The organism is Streptomyces sp. F63 (genome assembly GCF_018070345.1).
Classification (GTDB): Bacteria; Actinomycetota; Actinomycetes; order Streptomycetales; family Streptomycetaceae; genus Streptomyces.
The window spans coordinates 137758-151724 of sequence record NZ_JAGPXX010000014.1 but is presented as its reverse complement, the minus strand read 5'-3'; the positions used below and the strand labels follow the sequence as shown (position 1 = coordinate 151724).

Here is a 13967-nt window from a genome sequence, read left to right as displayed (position 1 = left end):
GCGACCTGGACCACATCCAGCCCTTCAACCACCACAACCCGGCGGCGGGCGGAGCCACCGAGCCCGGCAACCTCATCCCCCTGTGCCGACGCCACCACCTACTGAAACACCGCACCCGATGGCAAGCGGCACGCGACCCCGACACCGGCGAGGTCCACTGGACCGCACCCACCGGCCACACCTACACCACCCCACCCCACACCCCCACCACCTGACACAGGCGCCCATGCCGCAGCCGGGCAGCCCGGCACCAACCGCCGGGACAACCCCTCCGCCACCAGGCGCAGGGGCCCCCACCCATGCCTTTCGGAAATCTGCAGATAACAACCCGCACCCGCCAGCCCTCCAACCGGCAAGCAGAAAGCAGCAAGCAGCAAGCAGCACACGCTGGCGTACACGCGGCAGGCGGCCACCAGCGACTGGCAACCGGTATCCCCGCCAGTCAGCGACCGGCGACCGGTAGCCGGCAGCATCCGCCAGTCGGCCTTCGGCAATTGGCTGAACCGCTCGCACCCACCCGTCGGAGACGCGCCACCCAGCCGGCCACCTTGCTCAGCAACTCGCCAACCACACTGTCGGCAGCAGCCGAAACCCGGGGAAGCCCAAGCCCCCTCCGTCGCGGTGATCGCTGCCCGCAACCGCTACGCCGGCGGGGTCGCCGAAGAGCCTCAACCCCGGCCGAGTACTCCCCTCCCCCGGGACCGGAACCCCGTCACTGCCCAGGAGCCGCCGGCCGTATCACCGCACCAGCCCCACCGCCGCCGGCAGTTCCGCCCCCCGGCCCCCGATACCAGCGGCAGACGACTGCACCGCAGCCGCCTCGTACGAGCGCGCCCCACGGCCGCCCCGCACGACCACCCACCACGGCCGCCCCGCAAGACCGGCACCACGAGCGCGCACCACGGCCGCCCCGTACGGCCGCCCGCCCCGGCCGGTACCACCGACAGCCCGCCACGACGGCGGGAACGCCGAAGAACCCCGGCGCGCGTGTGCCTCCCGCAACCACCCACCGGCCTCAGCCACGCCAACGCCTTTCCAGCCGACCCCGGGCACGCACGGCCCCGGATAGACGACCGACCCCGGGCCAACCCCCGACCCGGATGCCGTAACCCCCACCACGACAACCACGGACAGCCCGCACCCCACCCGCCACCACCACCGCGCCGCCCACCCGGCGCCCCAACCCCCACCACAACTCAACGGACAACCCACAACGGCCTTTCGCCACCACAGCAAAGTCCGTGCAGTCCGTTCGGCAGGCGCCCCGCGACACCGCCGCCCGGCGCCCCGGTGGCTCAGCGCATACGGGTCTCGGGGACGACCGGCGAGGCCCGGGGAAGCCGGCGACACCAGGGAACGACCAGGCGGCGCCCCGGCGGAGTGCCCGTGGCTCAGAGGGCTGTCCCGCCTTGCCGCCTGTGTCAGCCGCCTTGCCCTGGCAGGCGGCCCCGCACCCCTCACCCAGCGTCCCGGTTCCCTCAGCCGGGAACCCTCAGCCCGGAGCCCTCACCCTGGATCCCTCAGCCCGGTTCAGCCTCGCCCTCTTGCCGGACTCGAGACACCGCGCTGCTTCACGGCTCCGAGACCTCTAGGCCAGCAAGTGCGGGGCGTATGTCTCGACGGCCGCCATGAGCTGCCGCTTCGACGGGTTCACCATCGGATGGCCCGCCACGGTCACCGTTGGCACGACCTCGTTCCCGTTCGCCACCGACCGGACGAAGGCCGCAGCTTCCTTGTCCCGCCAGATGTTCACCTCGCTGTACCGCAGCCGCGTGAATCGCAGGCGCAGCCGCAGCTTCATGCAGAACGGGCAACCGGGCCGCCAGTAGACGACCACACCTTCACTCTGCTGTGTCATGCGGACACCTTCTCCAGGTCCGTGCCCGCGTCCTGTGCGCAGGCGGCTGCCAGTTCGTCCAGGGACAGGCCCAGCACTCCGGCCAGTGCTGCCACCGTGAAGAAGGCGGGTGTCGGGGCCCGGCCGGTTTCGATCTTGCGCAGCGTCTCGGCCGACACTCCGGCCGCTGCGGCGACCTCCACCATGCTGCGGTCCCCACGGGCCCGGCGCAGCAAGGCGCCGAATCGTTCACCGCGCTGCCATTCCCACGGGGTCAGAGGAGTTCTCACCATGTCGTGATACTAATACCGGTATAAGAATTGGAGTGCGCCGGATACCGCGCCCCGACGACCGAGGGACCGCCCGGCCGCCCGGCCGCCCGGCCGCCCGGCCGCCCGGCCGCCCGGCCGCCCGGTGACGGAATGGGAGAGGTGCCGCAGGACATGGTGGAGATCAAGACCGACAGGGCCCTGGAAGCGATGCGGGAGGCCGGGCGCGTCGTGGCCCACGCGCTCGCGGCCGCCCGGGAGGCGGCAGCCGTCGGGGTCTCACTGCGCGAGCTTGACGGAGCGGCCCGCGCCGTACTGGCCGAGGCCGGGGCACGCTCGCCCTTTCTCGGCTATCGGCCGTCGTTCGCACCCACCCCGTTTCCGGCGGTGATCTGCACCTCCGTCAACGATGCCGTCGTCCACGGAATCCCGACCGGCTATCGGCTCCGCGACGGCGACCTGGTCAGCGTCGACTGCGGTGCGGAACTGGACGGGTGGACCGGGGACGCCGCCGTCAGCTTCACCGTCGGCACGCCCCGCCCGGCCGATCTGGATCTGATCGGAGCCACCGAGGAGGCTCTCGCCGCGGCCATCGCCACCGCCGTGGCCGGTCGGCGTCTCGGTGATATCTCGCACGCGATCCAGTCCGCCGCCCTGGCGGCCCGCTGCGGAATGCCCCGGGACTTCGGCGGGCACGGCATCGGCCGGCGCATGCACGAGGACCCGCACCTCCCCAACCGCGGGCGCCCCGGGCGCGGTTTCCCCCTGCGCCACGGCCTGACGCTCGCCATCGAGCCGATGTTCATGGCAGGTGGGGGCGACGACTACCGGACCGGCCCGGACGGCTGGACCTTGTTCACCGCGGACGGTAGCCGGGCTGCCCATGTCGAGCACACCGTCGCCGTCACGGAGGACGGCCCCCGCGTCCTCACCCTGCCGTGACGGTACATCGCCCCGACCCCGTCCGCGCCGGCCCCGTCCACCCCGGCCCCGTCCGCGCTCCCCCTGGGCGCACCCCCGTCCACCCCGGCCCCGTCCGCGCTGCCCCTACCCGCCCTGTCCGGGCCCGTATCCCTCGGGGGCCCCGGTGGCCTGTTCGGCGGCTCGGCTGGTCTCCTCCCAGGCCGCCCAGGTGTTCATCTTCCCCCGGGTGAGGTCGAGGGCCGCGTCGTAGCAGGAACTGCCGAGCAGCAGCCGCAAGGGCGGGTCCGCGCTGTCCACGAGTTTCATCACTGCTTCGGCGGCGAGGCGCGGTGGGCTGTCCACGGATTCCTCCGCGAAGCGCTTCTCCAGTTCGGCGCGGAGCGGCGCGTAGGCCTCCATCGGTTCGGTGGCGGCCAGTCCCGTGGTGTAGAGATCCGTCCAGTAGCCTCCGGGCTCGACGATGGTGACCTTCACACCGAAGCCGGCCGCCTCCGCGGCCAGCGCCTCGCTCATCCCTTCCAGGGCGAACTTGCTTGCGCTGTACATCCCGGTGAGCGCGAATCCGCCGACGGCGCCGATGCTGGAGATCTGCACGACGCGCCCGGAGCCCTGGGCGCGCAGGGCGGGCAGCACCGCTTGGCAGGTCCAGAGGGCACCGAAGAAGTTCGTGTCCATCTGGGCGCGCGCCTCGACCTCGCCGAACTCCTCGATCATGCCCATGGCGAGGAACCCGGCGTTGTTGACGACGACATCGAGACGGCCGAAGTGCCGCACCGCCTTGCGGACGGTCTCAAAGACGGCCTCGCGGTCTGTGACGTCCAGGGGAAGGACGAACAGACGGTCTCCGTGAGCGGCGAGGAGCGGTTCGAGCGGGGCGACGGTACGGGCCACGGCGACCACGCGGTCACCGGCGTCGAGCGCCGCTTCGGTGAAGGCACGGCCGAGACCGCGGCTCGCTCCGGTGATGAACCAGACACGGCCGGCCCCTGCCCGTTCCGCGGATGAGCCGGTGGGAGTGGTCTCTGCCGTGGCGGGAGTGGCGGGAGTGGCGAGGGTGTGGGGATTGGGCATGCAGCGGCTCCGGCATCAATGAAGCGAGACGCGCCGTCTCGCCATGGAACACCGTACGCGTGAACACGGCTTAGAGGCAAGACGCTCCGTCTCATTTCGCCTCCGGCCACCGGACCGTACCCCGCTCGCTTCAGCCGGGGAAGCGCCGTCACCCCCGGGAAATGCCGAAGAGCCCACGGCAGGCCCCCACCCCGTGGACCTCCACCGGAACGGTGCGATGGGCCTTCCAGCCGGCGCGGTCCAGACGCATCCGGAGCACGGTCCGGGCCGCACCCCGTACCGCCACCACCGTCTCGCCGTCGGGGCGGTAGCCGCACTTCCGGGAGACCGCGAGCGACCGCGGATTGTCCGTCATGGCTCCCGTGGTCATGGCGCGCGCACCCAGCTCCCCGAAGGCCAGGTGCAGCACGGCGGCGCGCATTTTGGTACCGATGCCCTTCCCCTGGTGGGCCAGGCCCAGCCAGGAGCCGGTCTCCCCCTCGCGGGTCACGGCGTAGTCGCCGGTCGTCATGTCCTGCCGGCCGACGACTCGGCCTTCGCACAGCACCGCGAGGCTCAGGGTCCACTTCCGGGGGCTCCACTCCGCGATGGTGCCCAGTACATGCTGGAAGGTGGCTCTGCCTCGCTCCTCGGGAGCCACATCGGTCCACGGGAACGAGAACGGCATCTCCGCCGGATCGTGCACCTCGTCCGCCGCGACGGCGGCCAGTTCGTCCAGAAGCGCGATGCCCGGCACGCGCAGTTCGAGGCGGGGTGTGGTGATGCGCAGGCCGTACAGCGGCCAGTGGTGCACCTCGTGCGGGTCCATGACGGAAGCCTGCCGAAACGGACACGGACCTGTCGAAGGGATTACGGCCGGGGCCCCGGGGCGCGGGGCGTCCATCGAGAGCCCGCGCCCCGGGGTGGCTGGTGCGCCGGAGGCGGCGGAAGCCGCGGCGGTGGTCACCGGCTCGTCGGCGCCGGCCGCCCCGGTCGCTCCCGGTCGTCCCGGCCGGTTGACCGGAGCATCCGTCAGACGACCATCCAGAAGCTCAGCGCGATCACGAAGGCGGTGAGCCCGAGCGTGGTCTCCATCACCGTCCAGGTCTTCAGCGTGGTCTTCTCGTCCATCCCGAAGAACCGGCTGACCAGCCAGAAGCCGGAGTCGTTCACATGCGACAGCACGGTCGCGCCCGCCGCGATGGCGACGACGATCAGCGCGATCTGGAAGTCCCCCAGGCCCGCGTCCGCGACGGCGCCGGCGATGAGTCCGGCGGTGGTGGTCAGGGCGACCGTCGCCGAACCCTGCGCGACCCGCAGCAGCGTGGCGATGACGAACGCCTGAACGATCAGCGAGATACCGAGATCGGCGAGGGAGCCGCTCAGGGCGTCCCCGATGCCGCTGAGCCGCAGGACGCCGCCGAACATCCCGCCGGCGCCGGTGATCAGGATGATGGAGCAGATCGGTCCGAGGGCGTCGTCGAGGATCTTGGTGACCTCGGTCATCCGGGCCCGCGGCCGTCCCAGGACGGCGATCGCCGCAAGCACGGTGATCAGCAGGGCCACCGGGGTGTTGCCGAGGAGGCTGAGGAACGCGGCCCAGCTCTGGCCCTCCTCCAGCACACCGGACACGGTGAGGGTGTCGAGGACGGTGTCGAAGGAGATCAGGACGAGCGGCACCAGCAGGAGCAGCAGAACGGTACGGAAGGACGGCGGGCGGCGGTCGAGCCGCGCCTCGCCGGCCGCGGGGCCGGCACCGTCTCCCGCGGCCTCCCCCTCCCCGTCCCGTCCAGCCGCCCCTCGCCCACCGTTGACCTCGCCGAAGAGCGCGACGGGGACGGAGACGTCGATACGCGCGCCGAGACGGCGGGAAACGAGCAGCACACCGACGTACCAGGACGCGACAGCGACCGGAATACCGACCAGCAGGCTGACGCCGACACTGCCGCCCAGGGCCTCGGCCGCGGCGACCGGACCGGGGTGCGGCGGGACGATCGCGTGCATGGCGGCGAAGGCTCCCGCGGCGGGGAGCGCGTACAGCAGCAGGGAGCCGCCGAAGCGCCGGGCCACGGTCAGGATGATCGGCAGGAACACGACCAGGCCGGCGTCGAAGAAGATCGGAAACCCGAAGAGCAGTGCGGCGATGCCGAGGGCCAGCGGGGCCCGTTTCTCCCCGAACCGGCCGATCAGGCTGTCGGCCAGCACCTGCGCGCCGCCGGTGACCTCCATCAGCCGCCCGAGCATCACGCCGAAGGCGACGAGCAGGGCCACCGAGCCCAGCGTGCTGGAGAAGCCGAACATCATGGCGGCGGGGACGTCCGCGAGCGGGAAGCCGGCGACCAGGGCCGTCAGCAGGCTCACCAGGACGAGCGACACGAAGGCGTGCAGCTTCACCTTCATGATCAGGAACAGCAGCAGGGCGACGGCTCCCGCCGCTATGAGCAGCAGAGTGGCGGTGCCGTAGGCCGGGTCAATCGCTTCCATGAGAACGCTCCATTGGATTCTCCGGTTTCTCCGTGGGGAGGGCGGCGGAACGGGATGCGGCGGGGAGGGCACGGAGGGCCGCCGCCACGCGGGTGGTGATCTCCTCCGGCGTGGCCGTGACGGAGAGCGTGACGCCCCGCTCATCCCCCCGCAGCGGTTCCAGCGTGGCGAACTGGGAGTCCAGCAGGGCCCCGGGCATGAAGTGGCCTCGCCGCTGTTCGAGCCGCTGCGCGATCAGGTCGCGGTCGCCCGCGAGGTGGAGGAAGAACAGACCGGGCGCGGCGGCGCGCAGCCGGTCGCGGTAAGCCCGCTTGAGAGCGGAGCAGCTGACGACCCCGCCCTTGCCGAGCCGGCCGTGCGCCCAGGCGCCGATGGCGTCCAGCCAGGGTTCGCGGTCCCGGTCGTCGAGGGGGACGCCGGCGCGCATCTTCTCGATGTTGGCCGGCGGGTGGAAGTCGTCGGCCTCGGCGTACGGAACCCCGAGTTCGTCCGCCAGAAGCCGGCCGACGGTCGTCTTGCCCGTGCCGGACACACCCATGACGACCACGACGTGGGGGGTGGGCATCACTACCTCGCTGTCTCTGCTGGTTTCCGGTGCAGGCAGGTTCCGGTACCGGTTGGCGGTGCCGGTTGGCGGTGCCGGCGGCCGGCCGCCGAGCCGGGTGGTCCGATGGCTGCCGGACCATACTCCGGCCACATGTATGACTTATTCAAGAGCCCGTCACCCAAATGTCATACATAAAAGCGGCACGGGGTCGCCCCGTAGGCTTGCCTCCACGCAGTGAAGCGAACCGGACACGGGGAGACGCAGACGCATGACGGGCCAGGAGCGGGGACTGCACGCGAAGCTGCTGGCGACGCTCGGCCCCGCCATCGCGTCGGGCGAGTATCCGCCCGGGACGGTGCTGCGCACGGACGAGCTCGAACAGCGCTTCGACGTTTCGCGGACCGTGGTGCGGGAGGCCGTCCGCGTACTGGAGTCGATGCGGCTGGTGGAGTCCCGGCGCCGCGTCGGGGTCACCGTGCGGCCCACCGAGGAGTGGAACGTCTTCGACCCCCAGGTGATCCGCTGGCGGCTGGCGGGCCCCGACCGGCCGCGGCAGCTCCGTTCGCTCACCGTGCTGCGCTCCGCCGTCGAACCCGCCGCCGCGGGTCTGGCCGCCCGGCTGGCGACGGCCGAGCAGTGCGCCGAACTCACCGGGCACGCCCTGGGCATGGTGGCGACCTCGCGCGGCGGGCAGCTCGACGCCTACCTGGTGCACGACGTGGCGTTCCACCGCGTCGTGCTGCGGGCCTCGGGCAACGAGATGTTCGCCAAGCTGGGCGATGTCGTGGCCGAGGTGCTGACCGGCCGCACCCGGCACCGGGTGATGTTCAGCGACCCCGACCCGGCCGCGGTCACCCTGCACGTCCAGGTCGCGGAAGCGGTACGGGCCCGGGACGAGGAGCGCGCGGAGCGGCTGACCCGGGAGATCACCGTGGGCGCCATGGCGGAACTGGACGTCCTCGCGCCGTGAGACGGCGACGGCGGAGCCCCTGGACGGCGATACCCCGGGACGGCGACGCTGCGGGGACGGGCGGCGTGAGCGCACGGGTCCCGGAATGGGCGGCGGCCGGAGGGAGCGCGGGGTACCGGAGGGCGGGGTGCCAGGGGCCGGGGTGCCGCCCCGGGGATCAGCCCACCGCGCTGCTGAGTGAGAGCTTCACTGCGAAGCCCAGAAAGAGGGCGCCCGCGGCGGAGGTGACACCGGCGGCGAGGCGCCTGCGCCGGCGGAACCGCTCCGCGAGCCGGCTGCCGCCGAGGATCAGGGCGGTCAGGTAGAGGAAGCTGAAGAGCTGGCAGAAGGCCCCCAGCAGCAGGAAGGACAGCGCCGGGTGGGCATACCCCGGATCGACGAACTGCACGAAGAACGAAACGAAGAAGAGGATCGCCTTCGGGTTGAGCAGGCTGATCCCGAGGGCCCGCCGGAACGGCCGCTCACCGGCGGCGGACCGGTCGGCCCCCGTGGTCCCCGCGGCCCCCGTGGTCCCAGTGGTCCCAGTGGTCCCCGTGGTCCCAGTGGTCCCCGGAACCGCCCGGGCGACCGGCACGGCAGGGTCCCGGGCCGGGCGCCCCTGCCGCTTCCGCCACATCCCCACGGCGGCGCGCAGCATGCCGATCGCCAGCCACGTCAGATAGCCGGCGCCCGCGTACTTCACGATGCTGTAGAGCAGCGCGTTGGCCTGGAGCAGCGAGGCGACACCGGCGGCGGAGAGCAGCATCAGCACCGCGTCCCCGCAGAACACCCCGCCCGCCGCCGCGTAGCCCCGCCGCACCCCGCGGCGTGCGGCGACCGACAGCACATACAGGCTGTTGGGCCCCGGCAGCAGGATGATCAGGGCAAGTCCGACCAGATACGTCGGAAGATCGGTGACTCCCAGCATGAGCGGAGTTTGGCACAGGAAAGCGGTTTTGGGTCAGGCGAATTCGGTGTGCCGGACGTCACCGGCCGGCGGCCGGACGGGCATGACACGGCCGGGGCCGCCACCCTTCGGTGGGACGACCCCGGCCGTGCCTTGGGCGCCGTCACGCAACACGTCACACGCTCACGCTCACGCTCACACACGCGCACGCGTCACGCGTCACGCCCCTCACCGGCGCAGCGTGATCAGAACGCGTCCGTGGGGACGTACGCCCCCCAGACCTCCCGCAGCGTGTTGCAGACCTCGCCGACCGTGGCCTTGGCCGCCAGCGCCTTCTTCATCGGGTAGAGGACGTTGTCGGTGCCCTCGGCGGCGGCCCGCATCTCGGCCAGCGCCGCGTCCACCGCGTCCTGGTCGCGCTCCGCGCGCAGCTTGGCGAGGCGCTCGGCCTGCTGCGCCTCGATGGCCGGGTCCACGCGGAGCGGCTCGTACGGCTCCTCCTCGTCGAGCTGGAAGCGGTTGACGCCGACGACGACCCGCTCGCCGTTGTCCGTCTCCTGCGCGATGCGGTACGCGCTGCGCTCGATCTCGCTCTTCTGGAAGCCGCGCTCGATGGCGCTGACCGCGCCACCCATGTCCTCGACCTTCCGCATGAGCTCCAGGGCGGCGGCCTCGACCTCGTCGGTCATCGACTCCACCACGTAGCTGCCGGCGAACGGGTCGACGGTGTACGTCACATCCGTCTCGTAGGCCAGCACCTGCTGGGTGCGGAGCGCCAGCCGCGCCGATTTGTCGGTGGGCAGGGCGATGGCCTCGTCGAAGGAGTTGGTGTGCAGCGACTGGGTGCCGCCGAGGACGGCCCCGAGGCCCTGCACGGCCACGCGGACCAGGTTCACCTCGGGCTGCTGCGCGGTGAGCTGCACGCCGGCGGTCTGGGTGTGGAAGCGGAGCATCAGCGACTTGGGGTTCTTGGCGCCGAACTCCTCCTTCATCACCCGCGCCCAGATCCGGCGCGCGGCGCGGAACTTGGCGACCTCCTCCAGGATGGTTGTCCGGGCGACGAAGAAGAACGACAGCCGGGGCGCGAAGTCGTCCACGTCCATCCCGGCCGCCACGGCCGTGCGGACGTACTCGATGCCGTCGGCCAGGGTGAACGCGATCTCCTGCGCGGGTGAGGCGCCGGCCTCGGCCATGTGGTAGCCGGAGATCGAGATGGTGTTCCACTTGGGGATCTCGGCCTTGCAGTACTTGAAGATGTCCGCGATCAGCCGCAGGGAGGGCTTGGGCGGGAAGATGTAGGTGCCGCGGGCGATGTACTCCTTGAGCACGTCGTTCTGGATGGTGCCCGTGAGCTTGTCCGCCGGGACGCCCTGCTCCTCGCCGACGAGCTGGTAGAGCAGGAGCAGCAGCGCGCCGGGAGCGTTGATCGTCATCGACGTGGACACCTTGTCCAGCGGGATGCCGCCGAACAGGATCCGCATGTCCTCGATCGAGTCGATGGCGACGCCGACCTTGCCGACCTCACCGCTCGCGATGGGGGCGTCGCTGTCGTGGCCCATCTGGGTCGGCAGGTCGAAGGCGACCGACAGGCCCATGGTGCCGTTGGCGATGAGCTGCTGGTAACGGGCGTTGGACTCGACGGCCGTGCCGAAGCCCGCGTACTGGCGCATCGTCCAGGGGCGCCCGGTGTACATCGTGGGGTAGACACCGCGGGTGAAGGGGTACGAGCCGGGCTCGCCGAGCTTCTCGTCCGCGTCCCAGTCCTTGAGCGAGTCCGGCCCGTAGACCGGCTCGATGGGCAGCCCGGACTCGGTCATTCGCTTCTTGCCGGACTCGCGCGCCATGTTCGCCTTGCCTCCTGTAGAGCGGGTGGGGTGCCGCCGCCCGGTACTCACCGGTAGTCGGTTGGGTCCGCCACGGACTGTAGCGGCGCGGCGCACGTGCCGTGGAGGCCCGCACGCTGGGACGTTGCTCACAGAGACCAGCATGGGCTCATCCGTGCGGGGGCGCAGTCGGAATGCGCGGGCGCTCCGGGAGGCCGGAGGACCGGGAGGAAAGGCCGCGAGGGGCGGCGGAAGGAAGGCTGGGAGGAAGGCCGGGAGGAAGACCAGGAAGGAGACCGGGAAGGAAGCCCGGGAGGAGAGAGGGCGCGGGCAGGGCCGGGGGAACGTGCCCCGCCCGCGCCGTGCACGGAGCCTCAGGTACGGGGGGAACCCGGGCTCACATGCCGCCGATGACCAGTCGGCTCACTTCTTACTGCGCCCCCCGGTCGAAAAACGTCACACCTGCCGCCGAAAAAATGTGCCCATACCGCGCGGTGCCCGGACCGGGGCCCGGCGACGCGGCTCCGAACAGCACGAACGCGGCCCTCCTCGGCTGGGAGCGGTGGAGTCGGACGCCTGTCGCGATGCCGTGTCCCGATGCCGCCCGGTGGGTCCCCGTACCGCCCGGTGGGTCCCGAGGGAAGGCGGGCGGTCCGGACGGGGCGAGGAGGCGCCCGGTCGGCCGGACGGCTCAGTCGGCCGGACGGCTCAGTCCGGGCAGGTGACGGCCCAGCGACGCCCCGGCCACGGGGCCGGAGGCAGGTGCGGCGCCGGCACCCGAGTCCGGCGACGGCCAGGGGGGCGGCTGTTCTGGAAACGATGGAGGCCGGAGACGAGACGTCCGGCCCTAACCGGCTTCGGGGGCAACCTCTGTCGTGGCGGCGGCCGGCGTGCCGGCGCGGGGAGCGGTCGGCGGTACGGCCGCCCTCTCCCCGGCCCGACTGCTTGACGAGGCGCTGCCCGCCCGGCGGTTCGCTGTGGCATCGGCCCGGCCGCCGCTCACCGCGCCATCCGCCCGGCGGTTCCCCGCGCCGTTCGCCCGGCTGTTCGCTGCCTCGTTCGCCGTGCCGTTCGCCCGGCCGTCCCGGTGGCCCGCGTCAGTCCCGGGTTCCCGGCGGCTCTCCCGGCCCGGCCTGTTTCCGCTGTCCGGACGGAATGCGTCGGGCGGGGTCCGGTGCGGCCGGTCCGCGCCGTCGGCGCTCCCGCCTCCGCCGTCGCGACCGCCGCCGACGCCCGGTGAGTACGCGCCGCCGGGGCCTGCGCCGAGGTATGGATCGGCGGAGATACCGGGGGCGGGGGCCGGCCCCGTGTCCGGGCCGGAGGGCCCGGAGCCCGGCTTCGCGCCGGAGCCGGTGTCCTGGCCCGAGCCTCCGCCGCCGGAGCTGTCGGCATCGTTGTCGTCCTTGCCGTGCAGCAGCCGGCCGCAGTAGCCGTCCACCTCGGCGGGTCCGCCCACGGCGGCTTCGAGCCGCTCGCGGGTCCTCCCGTCGAGAGTGCCCGCCGTGTACTCCCGGCAGAGCGCGATCGCGGCCCCGCGGGTCCTCGCGTCACCGAAGCCGGGGGGTACGGGTACGGCGCCGGCCGTGCCGTTCCTGCCGCCGGCCGGCTCGTCCCGGTCACCGCCCCGGCCCTTCGTGCCGCCGTGGCCCCCGGTGTCCGGGCTCTCCTCGCCGTGCTTCCCGTTCCCGTGGCCGTCGCCGGGCGACTCGCCGCCCGTACCGCCCGCACCGTGCCCGGGGGCGGGCGGGGCGCTGACGGTGCCGGGAGCACTGCTGCCCGGCCCCGGTTCGACGGAGTGGCTGAACGGTGTCGGAAGCACACCCGCGCCCGCGGCGACCGCCACACCGCCCAGAGCGCAGCCCGCCAGTGCCGCGGCGATGCCCGCGCGCAGCGGCCGCCCGAGAGCTGACCGGCGGCCCTCTCCGGCGGTGGTGCGGGGAGTCCGGAACAGGCCGCGGCCCCGGGCGCCGGGGCCGGTGCCCCGCGTGCCGGCGGCCGTCTCGCGGAAGGCGGCCAGCACGACCGTCTCCCCGAGATAGGCGCCTTCCGGGTCCGTGCCTGCCGGCAGCCGGTCCGGGTCCGCCACGCAGCTCAGGGCGGCCGAGAGTCTTCGGGCCCGTTCCGCCGCCCGGCCGTCACCGGCTCCGGCGTCCGGCACGTCGAGGGGCTCGCCGCGCAGCAACCGCTCCGCGGCGTCCTCGTCGAGCCAGCTGTAGCGGTCGTCGGCCATCACATGTCCTTCTGCGTCCGCACATACGTTTCCGTCACACCGGCCGCCGCCGTACCGTTTCTGGGGCCGCGCTGCGGAGGCACTCCGTCCAGTCCGCCCCGGCGTGCGGGTTTCCCGCCGACGGCCGGGACGCCGTCGCCGCCTCCCGGCTCGTCGAGGAGCTCCGCGAGCCGCCGCAGACCCCGGTGGGCGGCTGTGCGCACCGCGCCGGCCCGCTTGCCGAGCACCTGGGCCGCGCTCTTCGCGTCGAGCCCCACGACCACCCGCAACACCACGGCCTCGGCCTGGTCCTGGGGGAGTTGGGCGATGAGCCGGAGTGTGCGGCCGGTGCCGAGCGCTTCCAGCGCCTCGGAGGCGGTGTCCGCGTCGGCGGCGCGGTCCGCCAGTTCGGTCTCGTCGCCGCTGACGGCGGGGCGCCGGCCACGCATGCGGATGTGGTCGAGCGCCCGGTTGCGCGCGATGCGCGCGGCCCAGCCCCGGAACCGGTCGGCGTCTCCGCTGAACCGGCCCAGGTCGCGGGCTATCTGCAGCCACGCCTCGGAGGTCACGTCCTCCGCGTCGTGCTCACCGACCAGTGTCCGGACATAGCCCAGCAACCGCGGGTGCACAGCGCGGTAGACAGAACGGAAAGCGGTCTCGTTTCCGTCCTGTGCCGCGTGCACTGCGGCGGTCAGCTCCGCGTCGTCCCCCAGCACGCTTTCATCCTGCCTGACGATTTCCGGACTTCCGACACCCGGCTCCGGAGCCACCGCTCCGCGAGCCCGCCGGATCGCCCGGAGGCGGTACGGCCCATTGGGGCCGCAGGTCATATCGCGGAAGGGCCCCGGACGGTGCCACTTCCCGAACGCTACGGGTTGTTGAGCATTCAAGTCCACGGCCGGGGGCCATGGCCGATATCACGCGCCGGACCGCGGGTGGCCGGACCGGCGGCGGGCCCGGCGGGGCCG

The 13967-nt window shown here is 72.7% G+C and carries 13 protein-coding genes; 3 read left to right on the top strand and 10 right to left on the bottom strand.

Going from position 1 to position 13967, the window contains the following annotated elements:
• On the top strand, nucleotides 1-215 hold a 215-nt coding region (locus KBZ10_RS16775), incomplete at its 5' end, for an HNH endonuclease (RefSeq protein ID WP_210988454.1).
• A 1373-nt stretch (nucleotides 216-1588) separates the two neighbouring features.
• Here the strand turns inward: KBZ10_RS16775 and KBZ10_RS16770 are convergent.
• The gene (locus tag KBZ10_RS16770; protein WP_210988453.1) at nucleotides 1589-1858 is read right to left on the bottom strand and encodes a glutaredoxin domain-containing protein; all 270 of its coding nucleotides are present in this window, start codon (nucleotides 1856-1858) and stop codon (nucleotides 1589-1591) included.
• Nucleotides 1855-2130, bottom strand: coding sequence for a helix-turn-helix domain-containing protein (locus KBZ10_RS16765; protein WP_210988452.1), 276 nt, complete (start codon nucleotides 2128-2130; stop codon nucleotides 1855-1857). Before KBZ10_RS16765 ends, KBZ10_RS16770 begins: the two co-directional genes overlap by 4 nt.
• Before the next feature lie 150 nt (nucleotides 2131-2280).
• Here KBZ10_RS16765 and map point away from each other — a divergent pair, with 150 nt between their 5' ends.
• Nucleotides 2281-3048, top strand: coding sequence for a type I methionyl aminopeptidase (gene map / locus KBZ10_RS16760; protein WP_210988467.1), 768 nt, complete (start codon nucleotides 2281-2283; stop codon nucleotides 3046-3048).
• A 105-nt stretch (nucleotides 3049-3153) separates the two neighbouring features.
• Here the strand turns inward: map and KBZ10_RS16755 are convergent, their stop codons facing one another.
• The 4 genes from KBZ10_RS16755 to KBZ10_RS16740 form a co-directional block, all read right to left on the bottom strand.
• Entirely contained in the window at nucleotides 3154-4101 is a 948-nt protein-coding gene (locus KBZ10_RS16755) for an SDR family oxidoreductase (protein ID WP_210988451.1), read from the bottom strand.
• 148 nt (nucleotides 4102-4249) lie between these two features.
• Nucleotides 4250-4909, bottom strand: a complete 660-nt coding sequence (locus tag KBZ10_RS16750) for a GNAT family N-acetyltransferase (RefSeq protein ID WP_210988450.1) — start codon at nucleotides 4907-4909, stop codon at nucleotides 4250-4252.
• Nucleotides 4910-5112: 203 nt separating this feature from the next.
• Nucleotides 5113-6564, bottom strand: a complete 1452-nt coding sequence (locus KBZ10_RS16745; RefSeq protein WP_210988449.1) for a GntP family permease — start codon at nucleotides 6562-6564, stop codon at nucleotides 5113-5115.
• Complete coding sequence (locus KBZ10_RS16740) at nucleotides 6551-7129, bottom strand: gluconokinase (RefSeq protein WP_210988448.1); 579 nt, start codon at nucleotides 7127-7129, stop codon at nucleotides 6551-6553. Before KBZ10_RS16740 ends, KBZ10_RS16745 begins: the two co-directional genes overlap by 14 nt.
• 250 nt (nucleotides 7130-7379) lie before the next feature.
• On the opposite strand from KBZ10_RS16740, the gene KBZ10_RS16735 reads away from it, so the two are divergent.
• Nucleotides 7380-8081 (top strand): FadR/GntR family transcriptional regulator, encoded by a 702-nt coding sequence (locus KBZ10_RS16735; protein ID WP_210988447.1) that lies wholly within the window; start codon nucleotides 7380-7382, stop codon nucleotides 8079-8081.
• Between the two features lie 157 nt (nucleotides 8082-8238).
• On the opposite strand, the gene leuE is transcribed toward KBZ10_RS16735, so the two are convergent.
• The 4 genes from leuE to KBZ10_RS16715 form a co-directional block, all read right to left on the bottom strand.
• The gene (gene leuE / locus KBZ10_RS16730; protein ID WP_210988446.1) at nucleotides 8239-8988 is read right to left on the bottom strand and encodes a leucine efflux protein LeuE; all 750 of its coding nucleotides are present in this window, start codon (nucleotides 8986-8988) and stop codon (nucleotides 8239-8241) included.
• 224 nt (nucleotides 8989-9212) lie between these two features.
• Nucleotides 9213-10811 (bottom strand): methylmalonyl-CoA mutase, encoded by a 1599-nt coding sequence (locus KBZ10_RS16725; protein ID WP_210988445.1) that lies wholly within the window; start codon nucleotides 10809-10811, stop codon nucleotides 9213-9215.
• Between the two features lie 826 nt (nucleotides 10812-11637).
• Nucleotides 11638-13020: a hypothetical protein gene (locus tag KBZ10_RS16720; RefSeq protein WP_210988444.1), complete on the bottom strand. Its 1383-nt coding sequence runs from the start codon at nucleotides 13018-13020 to the stop codon at nucleotides 11638-11640.
• A complete protein-coding gene (locus tag KBZ10_RS16715) occupies nucleotides 13020-13715 on the bottom strand; it encodes an RNA polymerase sigma factor (RefSeq protein ID WP_210988443.1) in 696 nt (231 codons plus the stop codon). The genes KBZ10_RS16720 and KBZ10_RS16715 overlap by 1 nt, the downstream gene beginning before the upstream one ends.
• Between the last annotated feature and the right edge of the window lie 252 nt (nucleotides 13716-13967).